The organism is Serratia sp. Ag1 (genome assembly GCF_000743355.1).
Taxonomy (GTDB): domain Bacteria; phylum Pseudomonadota; class Gammaproteobacteria; order Enterobacterales; family Enterobacteriaceae; genus Chania.
Genome location: NZ_JQEI01000008.1, coordinates 80,242 through 101,358 on the forward strand (window position 1 = coordinate 80,242; position 21,117 = coordinate 101,358).

Here is a 21,117-nt window from a genome sequence, read left to right on the forward strand (position 1 = left end):
TTAAGTCATCCTGTTTATCGCCTTGATAAATAGCATTATTTCCTCAAAAGCAGCCCGTTTCAAAGTGGCGGATATTGTCGAGGTGGCTTTCTGTAACACGGTTGCGACGTCTTTGTTCGTGTCCGTAAACATTCTGGTCTGGACAATGTTGGCTTCGGTTTGTGACAGTTGACCAACGACATGATCTAACATCGGTAGCAGATCGCTGACAATGCTGTTGATTTTCTGTTTGTCGGTTTTCAGAGCTAGATAGCAATTTTTTGCCATGCCATCCAGCGCGTTGCCGGAATTGAGGAATGCGCTACCATAACCGGTACTTTTCGCCTGCTGGGTACCCAGGCCGATTCCAAGGCGCGCGTCCCAACGAGCGGCATCCGCCGCACGCAGTGCTATGCGTATATATATTGCCAGAAACAATCCTTGGTCAGGCTTTGAGACTATCTGGAAACTGTCACCACGAAAGATGTCATATTGCCGCAAGCACTTGGCTTGCTGCAGTTTGGCTAGCAGATTATCGAGGTAGGTGATGTAACTGGCCGTATCACCTTGCTGCGAATTGACTAAATCGCCGGTAATTACGCTGATTTGTGCTTTCATGTTCTCGGTCGGTCAGGGAGTGATTCTTGATCTTAAGTTCGCATCCAGATACGAATTTGTCAAATATTCGTATCTGGATGCGAATTTAAGCATGTGTTGTTCTGAGCCTCAGAAGAGCTTTTTATCGGCTTTACATGTTGATTTAGCTGAACGGGGCTATATTAGGCGTAGGTAGAATATTGACGTTGAGAGGGGCAGCATGAGCCGGAAATTTGCACCGAGTCAGATTTTTTTCCACTGGGCGATCTTTATTCTGGTGGTCATCACCTATGCCGTAATGGAGCTGAAAGGGATTACTCCCAAGGGCAGCAACCTCAGGGAGTGGATGGCAACGCTGCATTATACCTTTGGGATTATGATCCTGATCTTGATGTTAATACGTGTCGTCATCAAGTTTGCTCATAAAGATCCTGAGATAATACCCACGCCTCCACGCTGGCAGATTCGATTAGCTAAAGCGACTCATGGCATTCTTTACCTGATGTTTATCTGCCTTCCATTGCTGGGGGGATTATCGCTTTATTATGGCAACGTAGCCTGGTCATTCTTCTCTTACCCGATGCCGGTTGCGGGTCTGCCGCATACCGATTTGCAGCATAACCTGAAAGAAATCCATGAGCTGGTTGCGGACGTTGGTTATTTTATTGTAGGTATTCATGCGGTTGGAGCACTGTTCCACCATTATATTATGTTGGATAACACCTTGATCAGAATGATGCCGGGTAAAAAATAACGTAATCCAAGGGGGATGGCGCGTCGTGTTGTCCTGCGGGGATAAACTTACATGTGATCGGCAAGACATTTTTCGCTGATTGTTACGCCCATGTTAAGCAAATGGACTATGGTTTTCTCTCGTTTTGCCAACTAGCAACGCGTTTTCCCACCTCGGGGCGCAGGGAGAGAGAAAATGAATCAGCGGGAATTAGAAGGCAGCATTGTTACCGATTTCTCTAAACGTATGAGCTACGGTGACTATCTATGCCTGGATCAGATACTGCTCTGCCAGCAGCCTCTGTCTAATCCTCAGCATCATGACGAGATGCTATTCATCGTGCAGCATCAAACCTCTGAATTATGGATGAAACTGATGCTGCATGAATTACAGGCCGCGCGGCGGTTGGTTCAGCAGGATAAGCTCAGCCATTGTTTCAAAATTCTAGCCAGGGTAAAGCAGATCCAGCGGTTGCTCTTTGAGCAGTGGGCGGTGCTGGAGACGTTAACACCGTCGGAGTATGTTGAGTTCCGTGGGGTGCTGGGTAATTCTTCGGGGTTTCAATCCCATCAGTATCGCTCCATTGAGTTTTTGCTGGGTAACAAAAATGCGGCGATGTTGGCGGTATTTAACGCTGATGCAGAAAAACATACTGCGCTAAAAACGCTTTTGGAAGCTCCTAGCCTGTACGATGAATTCCTGCGTTACCTTTCCCGCCATGGCTTTTCTATTCCGCAAGCCTGTGTTGAACGCGATTGGACCCAGCCTTATCAGCGCAATCCAGAACTGTTACCGGTGTTCAAACAGATCTACGACAATCCCCAAACTTATTGGGAAGCCTATGAGATGGCGGAAAAACTGGTGGACATCGAAGAGAGCTTTCATTTATGGCGTTTTCGTCATATGAAAACGGTAGAGCGTATTATTGGTTTTAAATCAGGCACTGGGGGTTCCAGTGGGGTCAGTTTTCTAAAAAAAGCGTTAGAACTGACATTTTTCCCTGAGTTGTTAGATGTACGCACCGAAATAGGTGCATGAACGCCACGGAGTCTATTGGCTGTGCGAGGAGGGCGCAAAAGCGCCCTGAGCATCCTGCTAGCCTTCGGCCCCACATGGTGAGGCTTTGATCCTGAATTTGCTTATTTTTCATCAAAAAATAAGGTGTCACTTAAGTCTGGTGTATAAACCATAAAGCTGAAGTGTTAAAAGTAATGCAACAATTGCCAATCCATTACAGCGGAATAATCAACACATCGATACTGCTGGTATTAATAAAACGCGCGGCGGAACAGGCTACCTTGTTCATTATACTGTCACTGTGGTTGCCACAAATGACCAGATCGAAGGGATGCTGCTGATTGGCATAGGTCAGGCAGTCACCCAATTCGCCATGAATAATCTGTGTGTTGCTGATGGGGTAGTCTGCGTGTTGCCGTAACTCTTCCATAAAGAGCAACGTTTCCTCTTCCATCAATGCGCGCAGATCGCCCAACATGGGGCCAGCAAAGTTATTGTAGATTTCGGGATTGGCGATCACGCTGACCAATGTGATTTGGCCGTTGTAGGGGCGCACGATAGAAACGGCTTTATCTACCAACTTGTGACTGTCAGTAGCCATAGCTACCGCAACTAACACGTTGTTGTATCCCATGTTCCCTCCTGTAGCTTGATTATTGGCTAAAAGAGTAGAGCTTTGGTTGTTCAATAAATGTGTTTCGTATCACGCGCGGCAGTAAATCTTGAGCCTGGCAGGGCAATCCGCCATAAAAGATAAAAAAAGAAACGCGCGTAATAGAGCGTGATTAAAGAACCTGAGCCCACAGTGACTTTGGTACTTTTCCTAGATCGAACAGCTTCCCCGATACCAATTCAGCACGACGATGATCGGCTGCGCGGTACATGCTACTCATTTCACTGTCGCTGGTGATGGAGTAATTCAGTTTGTCGTAGACTTTTTCCAGGCTGTCTAGACTGGAACATTTACGAAATGTCATCAGATAATCGATGGTATGAGTCATGATTGAAATGTAGCCTGCAAATTGATTTTAAGTTGATTAAATAAAAGCATCACCTGTTTACGTGAGAACCGTGAGCAGAGATGCGCCGCTAGACATAGGCAAAGAAAAAACGAACAGCCCACGGCACAAAGAAATAAAGCTAATGCAGCCGCGAGCGCACAGGGAATCATAATATGCTAAGGTCTGATCGGCAATATTCCTGAGAGTATAAAGCATTAATTAGGGTTTATCTTAGGTGTGAACGTCAATGCTGAAAGGATTATTTCTTTTGGCTGGTTCCAGATTAATCAATGGATGAGGAGCCTGCTCTCATGCGGCTTGGCTTCTGGGCTTTGTTTACAGCCGTTGTTGAAACCGCTTTGCGGTAACATCGTTCAGAAAGCTGTATCTGGTCTGATGACTTCTTCTGCAAGGGCTTATAGGAAAGCACATCTTTTTTTCTCTAGAAAATAATCTTGGAAAAGAGACGCGGCCTTTGTGTTGGGGGGCGTATACGAATGGCAATAATTATTCCTGACTGTCAGGGTAATGATTTATTTAACTTCATTGACATATTTTTATAAAGAAAATAGAGGTAAGGTGCAATAAATTAAAAATATCATGACAATTGAATTGTTGAGGTTGTGCAGTTTTAATGGGGTATTTTTTATTAAAGGTGAAATAAAGATGAGATGTATTGAAAGTGTGGGTTTGGAATATAAGAATGATAATCAGCCATCAAATTCTCTGGCCTTTTATCCTGTGACTATTCTTGTGTTTTAATGGTACTTTTCCTTTTTATGGAAATTTTTTGTTACCATTTTTTTCTTGTTGAAATCAGGTTTGCGCTAGATTTGCAAGGTTCAGCCTCTAAAAAGGGCTAAAGAGGTATCTTATCTTCTGGTTTTTAATTGGTCTGGAATTAATAAACCTTATAGTTTATCAGGTTTACATTTTAAGACTGTAACCAGTTACACGCTATAGTTCATTGTTATATTTTGATTTTTTATGAAAATCAGAATGTTTATAGGGTTATTTGGCTTTGGTAAAGTTTTTCTATGAACTTATTTCAAAAATGATGCTTTTTAGCAAACAAATGCGAATTTTGAGACATTTTCTAACATAATCCTGGTTTTTGAACTAAATTTGATTAAAAAGCATCCATAAACGTTAGCGTTTGACTCGAGAATTTTTTATTTTTGTGATGTATATTGCATTTTTTTTTAAATAACCCGTGGCTTACGTTGTGTATGCTAAAGGTTCAGAGGTAGAGTGATATTGTTGATCAGAATAATCTTATCAAATTGTAAAATGATTTCAGGGCGAAAATGCTTTGAAAACTGAACTGCTCTATATCTGTGCATTTTGTTTTAAACGATATCCATACTGAGCAGTAATCTTAATTGAGTCATGCCGTAATGTTATCGCGGCAAGCATGAAGAGTTCCGTTTGCCAGATGCGGGAATAAACCCAAACCATGGGCGATAAGTTTATCGCCCTACGTGTGTTTTTAAACATAGTTTGTCGGGATGGAAAATATGGGTACATCTGAATTGCTTAAACATGTTTATGATATCAACCTGTCATATTTACTTTTAGCGCAGCGCCTAATAAATGATGAGAAGGCGTCTGCAATGTTCCGCCTAGGGATTGATGAAACAATGGCCGATGCGCTGTCGCAACTCACGTTGCCGCAAATGGTTAAATTGGCAGAAACTAATCAATTGGTCTGCCATTTTCGTTTCAAGGATCACAATACGATAGAGCGCCTGACCAAAGAGTCCCGGGTGGATGATTTACAACAAATCCATACAGGGATTTTGCTATCAAGCCATCTACTGCAAGGGTTATCGGCTAAAAACGGTAACTCGACGAAGAAAAGAGCCTGACTATGAGCGATAAAAGTATTGTTCAAGAAGCTAGAGACATTCAACTCGCTATGGAGTTGATCACGTTGGGGGCGCGTCTGCAGATGCTGGAAAGCGAAACACAGCTCAGCCGTGGGCGTTTGATCAAACTTTACAAGGAGCTACGTGGCAGCCCACCGCCTAAAGGTATGCTGCCGTTCTCGACTGACTGGTTTATGATCTGGGAACAAAATATCCACTCATCAATGTTTTACAACGCCTATCAGTTCCTGTTGAAAAGTGGGCAATGTCGGGGGGTAGACGTGGTGATCAAGGCCTATCGCCTGTATCTGGAGCAGTGCCCGCAGCAACCGGGCGAAGCACCGCTGCTGGCTTTGACCCGTGCCTGGACGCTGGTGCGCTTTGTTGACAGCGGCATGCTGCAACTTTCGGCCTGTAATTGTTGTAACGGCACCTTCATTACCCATGCCTATCAACCCGTTAACAACTTTGTCTGCAGTTTGTGCCAACCTCCTTCCCGTGCAGTAAAAAAGCGTAAACCTTTTTCGCAACCAGCCGATATTACTCCTCAACTGCTGGACGAGCAGATTAAACGCGCGGTCTGAGCCTGCAGCAACGCAGACTTACGGAAAGTAAAAACCAATACTGAAGTACTGGAACCCGGTACACGATGGCCATGGAATGGCCCGTGCTGCGTCTGTGTTTTTCCTTCGCGCTGACCCCACTTTCTGTCCTGTGAACGTAAGGAATCCGTGTGTTAGTTATCCTGGGTTATCTCGTGGTCTTGGGGGCTGTGTTTGGTGGCTATTTAACGGTTGGCGGCCATCTGGGTGCCCTTTATCAGCCAGCAGAATTCCTGATTATCGGCGGGGCCGGCCTGGGGGCGTTTATCGTCGGTAACAACGGTAAAGCGATCAAATCCACGCTGCGTGCCATGCCTAAACTGATGCGCCGCTCAAAATACAACAAAAATCTTTATATGGACCTGATGGCGTTGCTGTATCGCCTGCTGGCCAAATCCCGTCAACAGGGCATGTTATCCCTCGAGTTTGATATCGATAATCCGCAGGAAAGTGAAATCTTCTCTAATTATCCGCGCATCCTTGCCGATAAACATCTGGTGGAATTTATTACCGACTATTTACGGCTGATGGTGAGCGGCAACATGAATGCATTCGAAATTGAAGCGTTGATGGATGAAGAGATTGAAACCTTTGAGCAGGAAAGCGAAGTGCCTGCGGGCAGCCTGGCGATGGTGGGGGACTCGTTACCGGCTTTTGGCATTGTTGCTGCCGTCATGGGGGTGGTTCATGCTTTGGCCTCTGCCGATCGTCCCGCCGCTGAGTTGGGCGCACTGATCGCCAACGCCATGGTAGGAACCTTTCTCGGCATTTTGCTGGCCTATGGATTTATCTCGCCGCTGGCGACGCTGTTGCGCCAGAAAAGCGCGGAAACCACCAAAATGATGCAGTGCATCAAGGTGACCTTATTGTCGAGCCTGAACGGTTATGCCCCGCAGATTGCGGTCGAATTTGGTCGTAAAACGCTCTACACCACCGAGCGCCCCTCTTTTGTGGAACTGGAGGAACACGTGCGCCGGGTGAAAGCGCCTGCGCCACAAGAGACGGAAGATCAGGACGCATGAAACAGAATCACCCGATTATTCTGGTCAAAAAGCGCAAAGCCCAACATGCCGCTCATCATGGTGGTTCTTGGAAAATCGCCTACGCCGATTTTATGACGGCAATGATGGCCTTTTTTCTGGTGATGTGGCTGTTGGCGATTGCCAGCCCGCAGGAGTTGACGCAGATCGCCGAATATTTCCGCACGCCGCTGAAAGTGGCCTTGAGCGGCGGTAACAAAAGCAGCGCAGAGAGCAGCCTGATCCCCGGTGGGGGTGACGATCCCACTCAGCAGCAAGGGTTGGTGCAAAAAGCGGTGGATTCTCCTGAAATCAAGGCTGAGAAGCAGCGTTTGAACAAGCTGCGCGAAAAGCTGGATGAACTGATCGAGTCTGAACCGCGCCTGAAAGCTCTGCGCCCACATTTGCTGATCGACATGATGAATGAAGGGTTGCGTATTCAGATTATCGACAGCCAGAACCGGCCCATGTTCAAGACCGGTAGTGCACAGGTGGAAAGCCACATGCGCGATATTCTGCGCGCCATGGCCCCGATTCTGAACGATCTGCCCAACAGCATCAGCCTTTCGGGCCATACCGATGATCTGCCCTATGCGACCGGCGAGCGTTATTACAGCAACTGGGAGCTTTCTGCCGATCGTGCCAATGCCTCACGGCGTGAGTTGCTCGCTGGTGGTTTGGCCGAAGGTAAAGTGCTGCGCGTTGTCGGTATGGCATCGACCATGAGCCTGAAAGTGCAGGGTGCTGAGGATGCGATCAACCGGCGCATCACGATCCTGGTCCTGAACAAGGAGACTCAACAGGACATAGAGCATGAAAATGCGGAAGGTAAAGCGATGGAGATCAGCCACCCCACCGAATTTATTGACCCACAGCCGAGGTGAACCGTGAGCATGGATATAAGCGCTTTTTATCAGACATTTTTTGATGAAGCAGACGAACTGCTCGCGGATATGGAGCAGCACCTGCTGAAGCTGGATCCCTTGGCCCCAGATGTTGAACCGATGAATGCGATTTTTCGTGCTGCGCACTCGATTAAAGGCGGCGCGGCCACCTTCGGTTTCTCCGTCCTGCAGGAAACCACCCACCTGCTGGAGAATCTGCTGGACGGTGCCCGGCGTCAGGAAATGCGCCTGAGCACCGAGATTATCAACCTGTTTCTGGAAACCAAAGACATTATGCAGGATCAACTGGGCGCATATAAAACGTCGCAACTACCTGATAACGCGAGCTTTGAGTACATCTGTCAGGCGTTGCGGCAACTGGCTTTGGAAACGCAACAGCCTGCAGCGGAGCAGGTTGAAGAGACCACAACCCTGGAGCCTGTGGCGATCGAAGAGGGCGTGCGTATCTGCCTGAGCGGCCTGAAGCCAAGTGAGATTCCATTGCTGCTGGAAGAGTTGGGCAATCTCGGGGACGTGCAGAGCCCACAGCAGAGCGAAACTAGCCTGGCAGTGACGCTGCTGACCTCCGCCAGCGAAGACGCTATCAGTGCGGTACTGTGTTTTGTGCTGGAACCAGAACAGATCGCGTTCAGCAGGCCAGCACAAGCCCGCCAGCCGGATGCTCCCCCTGCTGCAGTGGCTCCTATTACTCCTGTGGCGGAGGCACCCAAAGCGCGTGCCAAAGCCAACGAATCGAGCAGTATTCGCGTGGCGGTTGAAAAGGTTGATCAACTGATCAATCTGGTGGGCGAACTGGTGATCACCCAGTCAATGCTGGCGCAGCGCTCTGGCTCGCTGGATCCGGTCAATCATGGCGAACTGCTCAACAGCATGAGCCAGTTGGCACGCAACGCCCGCGATTTGCAGGAGTCGGTGATGTCGATCCGCATGATGCCGATGGAATATGTCTTCAGCCGTTTCCCGCGTCTGGTGCGCGATCTGGCCAGCAAGCTGGATAAACAGGTAGAGCTGACGCTGCGCGGCAGTTCCACCGAATTGGATAAAAGCCTGATTGAACGCATTATCGACCCGTTGACCCACCTGGTGCGCAACAGCCTGGACCACGGCATTGAAGAACCGGCGACGCGCGTGGCGGCAGGCAAGCCCGAAGTGGGCAATCTGATCCTGTCGGCTGAACATCAGGGGGGCAATATCTGCATTGAAGTGATCGACGATGGCGCTGGCCTGAATCGCCAGAAAATTTTGGCGAAAGCCGCCTCACAAGGTTTGCCAGTGAGCGACAGCATGAGTGACGACGAAGTGGGCATGCTGATCTTCGCACCGGGTTTCTCCACCGCTGAACTGGTGACCGATGTTTCTGGCCGTGGAGTGGGGATGGACGTGGTGAAAAGGAATATTCAGGAAATGGGCGGCCACGTTGAGATTCACTCGCAGGCCGGTAAGGGCAGCGCAGTGCGTATCCTGCTGCCGCTGACGCTGGCGATCCTTGACGGCATGTCGGTCAAGGTGAATGAAGAAGTGTTTATTCTGCCATTGAACGCGGTGATGGAATCGCTGCAACCGCAGGCAGAAGATTTACACCCGTTAGCCGGTGGTGAGCGCGTGTTGCAGGTGCGCGGCGAATATCTGCCGTTGGTGGAACTGTACCGCATATTTGACGTAGCCGGAGCCAAAAGCGATGCCACGCAGGGGATTGTAGTGATCCTGCAGAGCGCTGGCCGCCGTTATGCGCTGCTGGTGGACCAACTGATAGGTCAACATCAGGTGGTGGTGAAAAATCTGGAAAGTAATTACCGCAAAATCCCGGGGATCTCTGCCGCCACGATCCTGGGGGATGGCAGCGTTGCGCTGATTGTGGACGTGTCGGCGCTGCAAACGTTGAACCGTGAACAGCATCTGACCGACGTGGCCGCATAGCGACTATGCCCAAAATAATCCGAGTTCATCAAAGGGGGTCATATGACAGGACTGGCAACCGTCGGCAAACTGGCGGGTGAAACGGTAGGTCAGGAGTTCCTGATTTTTACCTTGGGAAATGAAGAGTACGGCATTGATATCCTCAAGGTGCAGGAGATCCGTGGTTACGATCAGGTTACTCGCATCGCCAATACCCCGGCGTTTATTAAAGGCGTGACTAATTTGCGCGGTGTGATTGTGCCGATTGTCGATCTGCGCGTGAAGTTCGCCCAGCAAGGGGTGTCTTATGACGAAAACACCGTGGTAATCGTGCTGAATTTTGGTCAACGAGTGGTGGGGATTGTGGTTGATGGAGTCTCCGACGTGCTGTCGCTGACCACCGAACAGATCCGCCCAGCCCCCGAGTTTGCGGTAACGCTAGCCACGGAATATCTCACCGGTTTGGGCGCATTGGGTGAACGGATGCTGATCCTGGTGGATATCGAAAAACTGCTGAGCAGCGAAGAAATGTCACTGATGGATAATGTGGCGAAAAGCGCCTAAACACCGTCGAAATATTTTTATAACGGCATCAATTCCCCAGGTAATCGGGTATGAAAAATACAGTTTCAGTGTCAAACCGGGAACCCACCTCGATACTGGCACAGATGGTGCAACGGTTGCCGCTATCGGACGTGCATTTCCGGCGCATCAGCCAGTTGATATACCAGCGTGCGGGTATCGTGCTGGCGGAACACAAACGCGAGATGGTTTACAACCGTCTGGTCCGCCGCCTGCGAATGCTTGATCTGCCCAGCTTTGGCGATTACCTGGCCCTGCTGGAAAGCGATCCTAACAGCGCCGAATGGCAGGCGTTTATCAATGCCCTGACCACCAACCTGACGGCATTTTTCCGCGAGGCGCACCATTTCCCTATTCTGGCGGAACATGCGCGTTCACGGCCAGACGGTTACAGCGTGTGGAGCACCGCTGCTTCTACCGGGGAGGAACCTTATTCGATCGCCATGACCCTGAATGAAACCTTGGGGCGACGAGCCACCGGTACGCTGGTGTGGGCCAGCGATATTGATACCCAGGTGCTGGAGAAGGCCGAAGCGGGAGTGTACCGCCAGGAGGATCTGCGGACCCTCACGCCGGAGCAGCGGCAGCGTTATTTCCTGCGCGGCACCGGGCCGCATCATGGCTTGGTACGGGTGCGGCCAGAATTGGTGGCACAGGTGCATTTCCAGCCGCTCAATTTACTGGCCATGGAGTGGGAACTTCCCGGGCAGTTCGACACTATTTTTTGCCGCAACGTCATGATCTATTTCGATAAAGCAACTCAGGAGCGCATTTTGCGCCGCTTTGTGCCGTTGCTGAAACCGGGAGGGTTACTGTTTGCCGGGCATTCTGAGAATTTCAGCCAGCTTAGCCAGGATTTCTACTTGCGTGGGCAGACCGTCTATGGCCTGGCCAAGGAGAGGTAATGAACAAAATCAGCGTATTAAGCGTAGATGATTCAGCCTTGATGCGGCAGATCATGACTGAAATTGTCAACAGCCATGCCGATATGGAAATGGTCGCGACCGCACCGGATCCGCTGGTGGCGCGCGATCTGATCAAACAGTTTAACCCGCAGGTGCTGACGCTGGATGTCGAAATGCCGCGCATGGACGGGTTGGATTTTCTTGAAAAACTGATGCGTTTGCGCCCGATGCCGGTGGTGATGGTGTCATCGCTGACCGGCAAAGGCTCGGAAATTACCTTGCGTGCGCTGGAGTTGGGGGCGATTGATTTCGTCACCAAACCCCAGTTGGGGATCCGCGAAGGCATGCTGGCATACAGCGAACTGATTGCCGAGAAAATCCGTATGGCGGCCAAGGCGCGCTTGCCGCTGCGCCCGATAACCCCAACACCGGAGATCCTCAGCCATACGCCTTTGCTCAGCAGTGAAAAGCTGATTGCGATTGGCGCATCAACCGGCGGTACCGAAGCCATCCGCCAGGTATTGCAGCCGTTACCGGCGAATAGCCCGGCGTTGCTGATCACCCAGCATATGCCGCCGGGGTTTACCCGCTCGTTTGCCGAGCGGCTTAACAAACTGTGCCAGATCACAGTGAAAGAGGCAGAAAACGGCGAACGGGTGCTGCCGGGCCATGCGTATATCGCACCGGGCGATCGCCATCTGGAGTTGGTGCGCAGCGGGGCCAACTATCAAATCCGGTTGCACGATGGCCCACCGGTCAACCGCCATCGGCCTTCGGTGGATGTGCTGTTCCACTCGGTGGCGCAGTTCGCCGGGCGCAATGCGCTGGGGGTGATCCTCACCGGCATGGGCAATGATGGCGCAGCAGGGCTGCTCGCAATGCACCGTGCCGGAGCCTCTACCCTGGCGCAAAGCGAGTCCAGTTGCGTGGTGTTTGGTATGCCGCGTGAGGCGATCGCCAGCGGGGGAGTCAGTGAAGTGGTGGAGTTGGATCGCATGAGCCAGCGTATGTTGGCGCAAATCGCCGGTGGTCAGGCGCTGCGCATCTGAGTGAACAATGATAAAGGCGTAAACCTTGGGAGTGAGCATGGCAGACAAGAATCTCAGATTTCTGGTGGTGGACGATTTTTCCACCATGCGCCGCATCGTCAGAAATTTACTGAAAGAGTTGGGTTTTAACAATGTGGAAGAGGCCGAAGACGGGGCCGATGCCTTGAATAAACTCCGTGCTGGCGGCTTCGATTTTGTGGTTTCGGATTGGAACATGCCAAATATGGACGGCCTCGAACTGCTGCAAACCATCCGTGCCGACGGTGTATTGGCGGCGATGCCGGTATTGATGGTGACGGCAGAGGCCAAGAAAGAGAACATCATCGCTGCGGCTCAGGCGGGAGCCAGTGGTTACGTGGTGAAACCCTTTACGGCGGCAACGCTGGAAGAAAAACTCAACAAGATTTTCGAAAAACTGGGTATGTAAAAGGAGAGGGCGATGAGAGATATTTCAATGCCTACCAGCGATGCAGCGACAGCGGGTGAGATCATCTTTCGCATCGCCCAACTGACCCGCATGCTGCGTGATAGCATGCGGGAACTGGGGCTCGATCAGGCGATCGCCCAGGCGGCGGAAGCAATACCGGACGCCCGCGATCGCCTTGACTACGTTGTTACCATGACGGCGCAGGCGGCGGAACGAGCGCTCAACTGCGTAGAGGCGGCCCAGCCGCGCCAGGCGGTGCTGGAGTCAGAAGCCAAGGCGCTGAAAGAGCGCTGGGATGCGTGGTTTGCCGATCCGATCGAACTGGCAGATGCCCGTTCACTGGTCACCAACACCCGCCAGTATCTGGAGCGGGTGCCTGAGCATACCACTTTCACTAACGCCCAACTGTTGGAGATCATGATGGCACAGGACTTTCAGGATCTGACCGGTCAGGTGATCAAACGCATGATGGATGTGGTACAGGAGATTGAAAAACAACTGCTGATGGTGTTGATGGAGAATATCCCCGAGCAGCCAGCCAAAGAGAAAAGGCCAAATGACAATTTGCTTAACGGCCCGCAGCTTGATCAACAGGGCGTTGGGGTGATCGCTAATCAGGAACAGGTAGACGATCTGCTCGACAGCCTTGGTTTTTAATGCCGTAACTTGCGCGGCCATAGGGAGCAGCAACAGTGCCTCTATGGCCGTGGTTCACGTTCCATACCCTAAATAGCCCGCCTTTCCCCCCGTTATTCCCGCAATAAAATCGGCATTTTTTTGCCATGCTGATTCTATTATTTCCCCTCAACAGGAATCGCCTCCTTGGCTGAAGATAGCGATCTGGAAAAAAGTGAGGCCCCCACGCCCCACCGCTTAGAGAAAGCTCGTGAGGATGGGCAGATTGCCCGTTCGCGCGAACTGACCTCAATGTTGATGTTGAGCGCCGGGTTAGTCCTTTTGTGGGTGACCGGCTACCCTCTCGCCCGGCAGTTGGCGGGGATGCTGAGTGAAGGGCTGCGTTTTGACCATGGCATGATCGGCAATGACCGGCAAATGCTGAACCAGTTTGCCATGCTGCTGCGTCAGGCGCTGTGGGCGTTGCTGCCGATCATCGCCGGTTTGGTGCTGGTGGCGTTGAGCGCGCCGATGTTGCTGGGTGGGGTGGCTTTCAGCATCAAGTTCGATGTGAAACGTCTCAATCCGCTTGCCGGGTTTAAACGCCTGTTCTCTACCCAAGTGTTGGCAGAACTGCTGAAAGCGATCCTGAAAGCGCTGCTGGTCGGTTGGGTTGCTGGCCTTTATCTGTGGCACAACTGGGCGGCGATGCTGCATCTGATAGCACAACCGCCGCTCGATGCGTTGGGTGATGCGCTACAGATGGTTTTTGGGTGCGGCATGCTGATCGTGCTCGGGTTGGTGCCGATGGTGGCGTTCGATGTGTTTTATCAGCTCTGGAGCCACTTCAAAAAATTGAAGATGAGTAAGCAGGAGATTCGTGATGAACATAAACAGCAGGAAGGCGATCCGCAGGTAAAAGGGCGCATTCGCCAGCAACAGCGGGTGATGGCGCGCCGCCGTATGATGGCCGATGTGCCACAGGCGGATGTGATTGTCACTAATCCAACGCATTACGCGGTAGCTTTGCAGTACAACGATAAAAAAATGAGCGCTCCCAAAGTGTTGGCGAAAGGCGCGGGGGAAATAGCTCAGCGTATCCGCGAACTGGGCAATCAACACCGTATCCCACTGCTGGAAGCGCCACCCTTGGCGCGTGCGCTGTTTCGCCATAGCGAGATTGGGCAACATATTCCTATCACCCTGTATGCTGCCGTGGCCGAAGTGCTGGCCTGGGTCTACCAGTTGCGCCGCTGGCAGCGTGAGGGGGGGCTGATCCCGAAAAAGCCTGAGCGTTTACCGGTGCCAGCAGCACTGGATTTTGGCCTGAGAGAATCACCATGATGACGAATTTGGCTGCTCTGCTTCGTTTGCCGGGCAATTTTAAAGAGACACAGTGGCAGGTGCTGGCTGGCCCGATACTGATCTTACTGATTCTGTCGATGATGGTGTTGCCATTACCGGCGTTTGTCCTCGATCTGCTGTTTACCTTCAATATTGCCCTGTCGATCATGGTGCTGTTGGTGGCGATGTTCACCCAGCGCACGCTGGAGTTCGCCGCTTTCCCGACCATCCTGCTGTTTTCCACCCTGTTGCGTCTATCGCTGAACGTTGCATCGACGCGCATTATTCTGCTGGAAGGGCACACCGGCTCGGCGGCTGCGGGGCGGGTGGTGGAAGCGTTCGGCCACTTTCTGGTTGGCGGTAATTTTGCCATCGGCATCGTGGTGTTCATTATTCTGGTACTGATTAACTTTATGGTGATCACCAAAGGCGCTGGGCGCATTGCCGAAGTGGGTGCCCGCTTTGTGCTCGATGGGATGCCCGGTAAACAGATGGCGATTGACGCCGATCTCAACGCGGGGTTGATCGGTGAAGAGGAAGCGAAAAAGCGCCGTGCCGAAGTGACACAAGAGGCCGATTTCTACGGTTCGATGGACGGTGCCAGCAAGTTTGTGCGCGGTGATGCGGTCGCTGGCCTGATGATTATGGTGCTCAATGTGGTCGGTGGGTTGCTGGTTGGTGTGATCCAGCACGGCATGCCGTTGGGCGCAGCGGCGGAAAGCTATACCTTACTGACGATTGGTGATGGCCTGGTGGCGCAGATCCCGGCGCTGGTGATATCTACTGCGGCGGGTGTGATCGTCACCCGTGTGGCAACCGATCAGGACGTTGGCGAGCAGATGGTGGGCCAACTGTTCAATAATCCGCGAGTGATGCTGTTGAGCGCCGGGGTATTGGGGCTGCTTGGGTTGGTGCCCGGCATGCCAAACCTGGTATTTCTGCTGTTTACCGCCGCCTTGTTGGCGCTGGCCTGGTGGTTACGCGGGCGTCAACAGCAAGCACCGCCAATCACAACGCCAGCCATACCGCAGGAGAGTGCGCAGGGGATGGAGGCCAGTTGGGCCGATGTTCAGTTAGAAGATCCGCTGGGGATGGAGGTTGGCTATCGTTTGATCCCGCTGGTGGATTTTCAGCAGAATGGTGAACTGCTGGGGCGTATCCGTGGGATCCGTAAGAAGTTCGCGCAGGACATCGGTTATTTACCGCCAGTCGTGCATATTCGAGACAACCTCGAACTGTTGCCGACCCGCTACCGTATTCTGATGAAAGGGGTAGAGATCGCTAGCGGAGAAGCGCACCCGGGGCGTTGGCTGGCGATCAATCCGGGCAATGCGGTGGGAGAACTGGTTGGAGAGAACACATTCGATCCGGCCTTCGGCCTGGCAGCGGTGTGGATCGATAGCGCCTTGCGTGAACAGGCACAAATTCAGGGGTTTACCGTGGTTGAAGCCAGCACCGTGGTGGCAACCCATCTCAACCATCTGCTCGGCCAGTTCGCCTGCGAACTGTTTGGCCGCCAGGAAACCCAGCAATTAATGGAGCGCGTTGCACAGGAAATGCCGAAGCTGGCCGAGGATTTTATACCGGGTGTGGTTTCACTGACTCTCCTGCATAAAGTGTTGCAGAACCTGCTGGCCGAGCAGGTATCTATCCGTGATATGCGCACCATCATCGAAACGCTGGCGGAACATGCACCGATTCAGAGCGATCCTGATGAATTAACCGGCGTAGTGCGGCTGGCTCTCGGGCGTGCTATCACCCAGCAATGGTTCCCCGGCAGGGGTGAGATTCAGGTTATCGGCTTGGATACGCCGTTGGAGCGTTTATTGTTGCAAGCTTTGCAAGGGGGCGGTGGTCTTGAACCCGGGTTGGCGGATCGGTTGCTGGAACAGGCCGGGCAAGCCTTGCAGCGGCAGGAAATGCTCAGCGCACCGCCGGTATTGTTGGTCAATCATGCGTTGCGCGCGCTGCTGGCGCGCTTTTTGCGCCGAACATTGCCACAGTTGGTGGTGTTGTCGAATCTGGAAATCAGTGACGAACGCCAAATCAGGCTGACTGCAACGATTGGCTCTAGCGCATGAAAATCTGCTGCGTTGTTTTGCTATTATTATCACCTTTCGCCGCGCAAGCGGTGTCTGGCTCTTGGAACGCGAGTAATGACGGTATCGAACTGGGCTACGGTCAACTGCGGGCCGAATCGCAACCGTTACGGCCATTCAACGTTTTGCCGGGTAACTCTGCCCGCATCACCAGTATTAGTTGGCGTTATCAATTATTATCCGCTGAACCGGCTGGGCTACAGGTACAATTATGCACGCTTGCCCGCTGCATTGCGCTTGGCGCGGGCAGTGGGCGCAGTGAGGCATTAAATGGTGAACCTGCAGATAGCGAGTTTCGTTTTGTTTATTACGTGCAGGCGCGCGGAACGTTAAATCCACCGCTGCGGGTGATAAGCCATCAGGTTATTGTAAATTACCAATCAGGCCCAGTTACAGAGTTATGAGTGCACGTGGTTTTTACTTAATAAAATTAACTTGTAAAAAGTTATTTTCATAAAAAATGATATTGCCCGTTACATTGTTTTTATTAAAATTAACACTGTTGCAGTAAAGTTGATTTTTTGGCCAAAATACCATAAAAAAACAAACTATTAATCTAATTAAATTAATTTAATTAGTTTTAAAAACTATGTTTACACCAAGCTATAGCGTAATACTCTAACTGGTGAGGGCGTTGAGTGTCGCATACTGTCGAGGCGATAAAAAACCATAAAAATCAAATAATTATTTTGACAATGGTGACTGTGTGGGATTGTTGACAACGACACCGTATTCATGAATATTAGCGGGGGCTCAGAGAGGGTTAACCATGAAGGTTTATTCCATCTTTGTTCCCTCTATATCCAGAATAATTCGAGTCACTTGGGTGTTCAAGTAGCCTGAATCATCGGGGTATAAACCTGCTTAAAAAACCAATGTAAGTATTTTAAGGATTCCCTTATATAACATGGAAGATAAATTTGGATAATACCTACCTTGCGTATATTTAGCCCGTTGCCAGTTGATTGAGCTACGACGGGTACAACTCTGTATTAAACGAAATATGATTAAATCACCTGCGAATTAATGAATGCCTGGTGGCGATCATTTAATGATTTCCCGTGGGTAAAAAATGCTTTCAGCTCTCGCGATCAAGGCATAACTGAAAGTATTCAGAGTAAGCGTAAGTTTTACTTAAATATGAATGTTGATACATAAAGGAATAGCTCCATGCGCAAAACGATTCTTATTTTAACTCCAGCGGCTCTGTTATTAATGGCTGTCGCCGGGAATGCTCAGGCGGCGACCAACGCCCAGTTAACCGTAACGGCTAACGTTGTTGCTGCCACCTGTGACGTCTCTCTGTCTACCAACAACCTGGATTTGGGCAACTATGCCCCGAGCCAGTTTACCGGGGTCGCCACGCCAATTCCTTCCAGCCAAAAAACCTTTACCGTTGGTTTGAACAATTGCCAGGTGCCTGCTCAAGCGGCAGATACCGCCAATTTGGTGGTTAGCGGCCAGACGCTGGGGGGCAACCCTAACCTGTTTAATTCCACCGGAACCAATACCGGCATCATGTTGAATCAGGTTGCAACGCCAAACAGCTATATCACCAACGGGCAGAAACTCCTGGTGGCAACGGCGGGTGCAACGCCAGCAGCCAGCGACTTTAATAGCAAAACGTTGAGCCTGCAGGCGGGGTTGGCATCGACCACCACCACCGGTATCAACATTGGTGCAGTCAATGCACCAATCCTGTTTAGCTTTGCCTATAACTAAGCCCCAGAGCAGGTAGCCTCTGCTGCCTGCGATTTTAGCCATCAGGAGTCAATCGATGAAGCGCCTAAACCCGTTTTTCTTCATGCCGCTGGCGCTGCTGTCCTGTTCCTCAGCCGTCATGGCGGATGGTTTTGGGATTAATGCCACTCGTCTGATCTATCCGCAAGGGGCAGACAGTATCCCTGTCTCGGTGCGTAATACTCAGCCAGTGATGCCGTATTTGGTACAGGTTTCACTCAGTAAAAAGCCAGACAGCCGTGAGGCCACGCCTTTTACGGTGACACCACCTATGTTCCGTTTGGAACCCAAGAGCATGAACCAGATTCGTATTACCGGTAACGGCGAGTCATTGGCTAAAGATCGCGAGTCAGTTTTTTATTTTCAGGCTACGGCAATTCCTGCGAGCCAAGCGCCAACGGCTAAACAGTCGAATGCGGGCGTACAGGCGGCGGTGCAATTTGGTGTCGGCAGCATTATCAAGATGTTTTATCGCCCAGAAGGGTTGTCATCAACGTCCAGCGACGCGCAGAAAGGCCTGCAATTCGCCAAGGTGAACGATGGGCTGCAGGTCAATAACCCATCGCCTTACTTTGTCAGTCTGGCCGGGATCCAATTTGGCGGGCAGGCTCTCAAACTGGATTCTGCGGCTGCGCTGATGATTGCGCCATTTGGTTCTCACACTTACCCCACCACGGTAAGAAACGGAACCATTGAATGGCAAACCATTAACGATCAAGGGGGCGTCGATGCATTTAAACGGGTTCAGCCCTAATGCGCTGATCCTGATAGCGCTCAGCCTCTGCAGCCAGGCGGTACACGCGGTAACACTGAATTTTTCAGCATCGATTGTGCAAAGCACCTGTTCGCTGAGCCTGGATAAAAGCGTGTTGCCGTTGGGGGACGTACCACAGGCCAGCCTGCGCAGCGGTGCGTTGGTCAATCTGAAGCCTTTCAGCCTCAGGGTAGACAACTGCAGCGGTGTCGCCGGTGGCTCACAGCAGCTGGTTATCCTGGTGGTGGGAGCTGGTGCAACGCAGGACGGCAAATGGCTATTTCGCAATAGCAATTCTACCGCCGGGGGAGCAGGGGTGATGTTAGTACAAGGGGATACCCCCCCAAGTTACACCGCCACGGAGGTTAAGCCGGGCGATTATTTCCCGTTGGCTGGCGTAGGGCAAGTGCCGGTCAACCAAGAGTTCCCCTTCTTTGCTGGTGTTAGCTGTGGGGGCAGTACCGGTTGCGCCACCATAAAACCGGGAGCACTGACGGCCAATTTGATGTTTATGTTTGCTTATCGGTGAAAGAGTGATGACGTTCGCACATTTTTTGCTTACCTCACTGTTGCTGATGGCTTTTTCCGTGCCAGCAGCGGACGGCGGTGTCAGCTTAAATCAGACGCGGGTGATTTTTTCCTCTGGGGATAAAGCCCAAACCCTCACGGTAAAAAATACCGGGGCAAAAAAATACCTGATTCAAAGCCGCGTTCAACGTGAGCAGCAGCGTGCGAGTGCAGCCCCTTTTATCGTGACTCCGCCGTTGTTTCAACTGGGGCCAGAGAGCAGCCAGACGCTGCGCATTTTAAAGCAGGAACAGGCGCTGCCAACCGACCGTGAGTCGCTGTTTTATCTTGCGGTGTCGGCTATCCCGGCGCAGTCGCAGCCTACGGCGCAAGAGTCACGTTTATCTATGGGTTTTCAGTTTGTAATCAAGCTGTTTTATCGCCCGGCAGGGCTGAAGATCGCAGCAGAGAGTGCCAGTTGCCAACTGCGGATCACCCCTACGGCGCAGGGAATGCGTATTGAGAACCCTACGCCCTATTTTGTCACATTTGGCCGTTTGTCATTTGACCAACGAGCCGTGGATTTGAATGTACAACCGGCGATGATTGCACCGCTGAGTAGTGAAATCTACCCGGTCAGCAAGCCGGTTAAGCAGGTGCATTGGCAGGTTATCGATGATTTCGGGGCGCTGTCTGCCGCTTGCCAATGACGGGAACAACCACAATGAAACGTTTAACTCAGGCAGTGATGTTGCTCCTGTGCAGCCTGTCGGCAGCGCAGGCCGTAGCTCCGGGATCCAGCGGCATCTCTTTTTATGTACTGCGGGTGATTTATCCGGAAAGCGCCAAGAACGGCGCTACGTTAAACGTGAATAACAAAAGTGCGGCTCCGTACCTGATGCAGTCCTGGATCCGGCCAGTCGACCCTAACAGTGGGGAGGTCGATCTGAACTACGGCGGGCAACCGAAGATGCCCTTTATTGTCACACCGCCTCTGGCACGTTTAGAAGCCAATAGCGAACTGACGCTGCGCATTCGGCGCAACGGTGAGCCGTTGCCCACCGACCGGGAATCGGTGTTTTTTATCTCAATGAAGGCGATTCCGGCGAAAAAAGCACTCAGTGAGCCCGCCGCGTCCGGCCAGATGGCGCTCACCGTAGTCAGCAACATGAAATTGTTCTATCGCCCAGCGGGTTTGGCCACGCGGGCAGTGGCGGATGTGGCTTCTCAGTTGCGGTTCCAACGTGAGGGCGACGTGCTGATTGCCGAAAACCCGACGCCGTATTGGCTCACCTTTTCACAACTGCAGGTCGGCGATGTGGCATTGGGCAAACCTGCGCTGCGCCTGATGGTGCCGCCTAAAGGGCAACAGCGTTATGCCTTACCGACGGGGACCAACGGCAAGGTTGTATGGAAATTAATTGATGAGGACGGGTGGGATACTCCCGGGCAGCAACAGGACTGGTAATTTTTGAGTT

23 protein-coding genes are annotated in these 21,117 nt (G+C 51.5%); 20 read left to right on the forward strand and 3 right to left on the reverse strand.

Going from position 1 to position 21,117, the window contains the following annotated elements:
• Nucleotides 1–597 (reverse strand): hypothetical protein, encoded by a 597-nt coding sequence (locus IV04_RS04370; RefSeq protein ID WP_037395783.1) that lies wholly within the window; start codon nucleotides 595–597, stop codon nucleotides 1–3.
• Between the two features lie 199 nt (nucleotides 598–796).
• On the opposite strand from IV04_RS04370, the gene IV04_RS04375 reads away from it, so the two are divergent.
• Nucleotides 797–1,330 (forward strand): cytochrome b, encoded by a 534-nt coding sequence (locus IV04_RS04375; protein WP_037395781.1) that lies wholly within the window; start codon nucleotides 797–799, stop codon nucleotides 1,328–1,330.
• A gap of 174 nt (nucleotides 1,331–1,504) precedes the next feature.
• Complete coding sequence (kynA, locus tag IV04_RS04380; RefSeq protein WP_037395779.1) at nucleotides 1,505–2,347, forward strand: tryptophan 2,3-dioxygenase; 843 nt, start codon at nucleotides 1,505–1,507, stop codon at nucleotides 2,345–2,347.
• A gap of 193 nt (nucleotides 2,348–2,540) precedes the next feature.
• On the opposite strand, the gene uspC is transcribed toward kynA, so the two are convergent.
• Together uspC and ydgT are read right to left on the reverse strand one after the other, a co-directional pair.
• Entirely contained in the window at nucleotides 2,541–2,960 is a 420-nt protein-coding gene (gene uspC, locus IV04_RS04385) for a universal stress protein UspC (RefSeq protein ID WP_037395777.1), read from the reverse strand.
• 151 nt (nucleotides 2,961–3,111) lie between these two features.
• On the reverse strand, nucleotides 3,112–3,327 hold the full coding sequence (ydgT, locus tag IV04_RS04390) for a transcription modulator YdgT (RefSeq protein WP_037395775.1): 216 nt from the start codon (nucleotides 3,325–3,327) through the stop codon (nucleotides 3,112–3,114).
• Between the two features lie 1,517 nt (nucleotides 3,328–4,844).
• Here ydgT and flhD point away from each other — a divergent pair.
• From flhD to IV04_RS04480, 18 genes are all read left to right on the forward strand, one after another.
• Complete coding sequence (gene flhD / locus IV04_RS04395) at nucleotides 4,845–5,195, forward strand: flagellar transcriptional regulator FlhD (RefSeq protein ID WP_037395773.1); 351 nt, start codon at nucleotides 4,845–4,847, stop codon at nucleotides 5,193–5,195.
• A gap of 2 nt (nucleotides 5,196–5,197) precedes the next feature.
• Nucleotides 5,198–5,779 carry a flagellar transcriptional regulator FlhC gene (gene flhC, locus IV04_RS04400; protein WP_037395771.1) on the forward strand — a complete coding sequence of 194 codons (582 nt, stop codon included), beginning with the start codon at nucleotides 5,198–5,200 and terminating at the stop codon, nucleotides 5,777–5,779.
• A 149-nt stretch (nucleotides 5,780–5,928) separates the two neighbouring features.
• The gene (motA, locus tag IV04_RS04405; RefSeq protein WP_037395769.1) at nucleotides 5,929–6,819 is read left to right on the forward strand and encodes a flagellar motor stator protein MotA; all 891 of its coding nucleotides are present in this window, start codon (nucleotides 5,929–5,931) and stop codon (nucleotides 6,817–6,819) included.
• Nucleotides 6,816–7,700 (forward strand): flagellar motor protein MotB, encoded by an 885-nt coding sequence (motB, locus tag IV04_RS04410; protein ID WP_051916660.1) that lies wholly within the window; start codon nucleotides 6,816–6,818, stop codon nucleotides 7,698–7,700. Before motA ends, motB begins: the two co-directional genes overlap by 4 nt.
• 3 nt (nucleotides 7,701–7,703) lie before the next feature.
• Complete coding sequence (gene cheA, locus IV04_RS04415; RefSeq protein ID WP_037395767.1) at nucleotides 7,704–9,638, forward strand: chemotaxis protein CheA; 1,935 nt, start codon at nucleotides 7,704–7,706, stop codon at nucleotides 9,636–9,638.
• 42 nt (nucleotides 9,639–9,680) lie between these two features.
• On the forward strand, nucleotides 9,681–10,181 hold the full coding sequence (gene cheW, locus IV04_RS04420; protein WP_037395765.1) for a chemotaxis protein CheW: 501 nt from the start codon (nucleotides 9,681–9,683) through the stop codon (nucleotides 10,179–10,181).
• 50 nt (nucleotides 10,182–10,231) lie between these two features.
• Nucleotides 10,232–11,104, forward strand: coding sequence for a protein-glutamate O-methyltransferase CheR (gene cheR / locus IV04_RS04425; protein WP_037395763.1), 873 nt, complete (start codon nucleotides 10,232–10,234; stop codon nucleotides 11,102–11,104).
• Nucleotides 11,104–12,153 (forward strand): chemotaxis response regulator protein-glutamate methylesterase, encoded by a 1,050-nt coding sequence (locus tag IV04_RS04430; RefSeq protein WP_037395761.1) that lies wholly within the window; start codon nucleotides 11,104–11,106, stop codon nucleotides 12,151–12,153. The genes cheR and IV04_RS04430 overlap by 1 nt, the downstream gene beginning before the upstream one ends.
• Nucleotides 12,154–12,190: 37 nt before the next feature.
• Nucleotides 12,191–12,580: a chemotaxis response regulator CheY gene (gene cheY / locus IV04_RS04435; protein ID WP_037395759.1), complete on the forward strand. Its 390-nt coding sequence runs from the start codon at nucleotides 12,191–12,193 to the stop codon at nucleotides 12,578–12,580.
• Between the two features lie 12 nt (nucleotides 12,581–12,592).
• Complete coding sequence (cheZ, locus tag IV04_RS04440; protein WP_037395756.1) at nucleotides 12,593–13,237, forward strand: protein phosphatase CheZ; 645 nt, start codon at nucleotides 12,593–12,595, stop codon at nucleotides 13,235–13,237.
• A gap of 165 nt (nucleotides 13,238–13,402) precedes the next feature.
• Complete coding sequence (gene flhB / locus IV04_RS04445; RefSeq protein WP_037440642.1) at nucleotides 13,403–14,539, forward strand: flagellar biosynthesis protein FlhB; 1,137 nt, start codon at nucleotides 13,403–13,405, stop codon at nucleotides 14,537–14,539.
• Complete coding sequence (gene flhA / locus IV04_RS04450; protein WP_037396155.1) at nucleotides 14,539–16,620, forward strand: flagellar biosynthesis protein FlhA; 2,082 nt, start codon at nucleotides 14,539–14,541, stop codon at nucleotides 16,618–16,620. The genes flhB and flhA overlap by 1 nt, the downstream gene beginning before the upstream one ends.
• The gene (locus IV04_RS04455) at nucleotides 16,617–17,042 is read left to right on the forward strand and encodes a flagellar protein FlhE (RefSeq protein ID WP_037395923.1); all 426 of its coding nucleotides are present in this window, start codon (nucleotides 16,617–16,619) and stop codon (nucleotides 17,040–17,042) included. The genes flhA and IV04_RS04455 overlap by 4 nt, the downstream gene beginning before the upstream one ends.
• Before the next feature lie 766 nt (nucleotides 17,043–17,808).
• On the forward strand, nucleotides 17,809–18,360 hold the full coding sequence (locus tag IV04_RS04460) for a fimbrial protein (protein WP_037395925.1): 552 nt from the start codon (nucleotides 17,809–17,811) through the stop codon (nucleotides 18,358–18,360).
• 55 nt (nucleotides 18,361–18,415) lie between these two features.
• Nucleotides 18,416–19,132: a molecular chaperone gene (locus IV04_RS04465; RefSeq protein ID WP_037395927.1), complete on the forward strand. Its 717-nt coding sequence runs from the start codon at nucleotides 18,416–18,418 to the stop codon at nucleotides 19,130–19,132.
• Nucleotides 19,107–19,661, forward strand: coding sequence for a fimbrial protein (locus IV04_RS04470; protein ID WP_051916661.1), 555 nt, complete (start codon nucleotides 19,107–19,109; stop codon nucleotides 19,659–19,661). Before IV04_RS04465 ends, IV04_RS04470 begins: the two co-directional genes overlap by 26 nt.
• A 7-nt stretch (nucleotides 19,662–19,668) precedes the next feature.
• Nucleotides 19,669–20,349, forward strand: a complete 681-nt coding sequence (locus IV04_RS04475; RefSeq protein WP_037395929.1) for a molecular chaperone — start codon at nucleotides 19,669–19,671, stop codon at nucleotides 20,347–20,349.
• Between the two features lie 14 nt (nucleotides 20,350–20,363).
• The gene (locus tag IV04_RS04480) at nucleotides 20,364–21,107 is read left to right on the forward strand and encodes a molecular chaperone (RefSeq protein WP_037395931.1); all 744 of its coding nucleotides are present in this window, start codon (nucleotides 20,364–20,366) and stop codon (nucleotides 21,105–21,107) included.
• The last annotated feature ends 10 nt before the right edge of the window (nucleotides 21,108–21,117 follow it).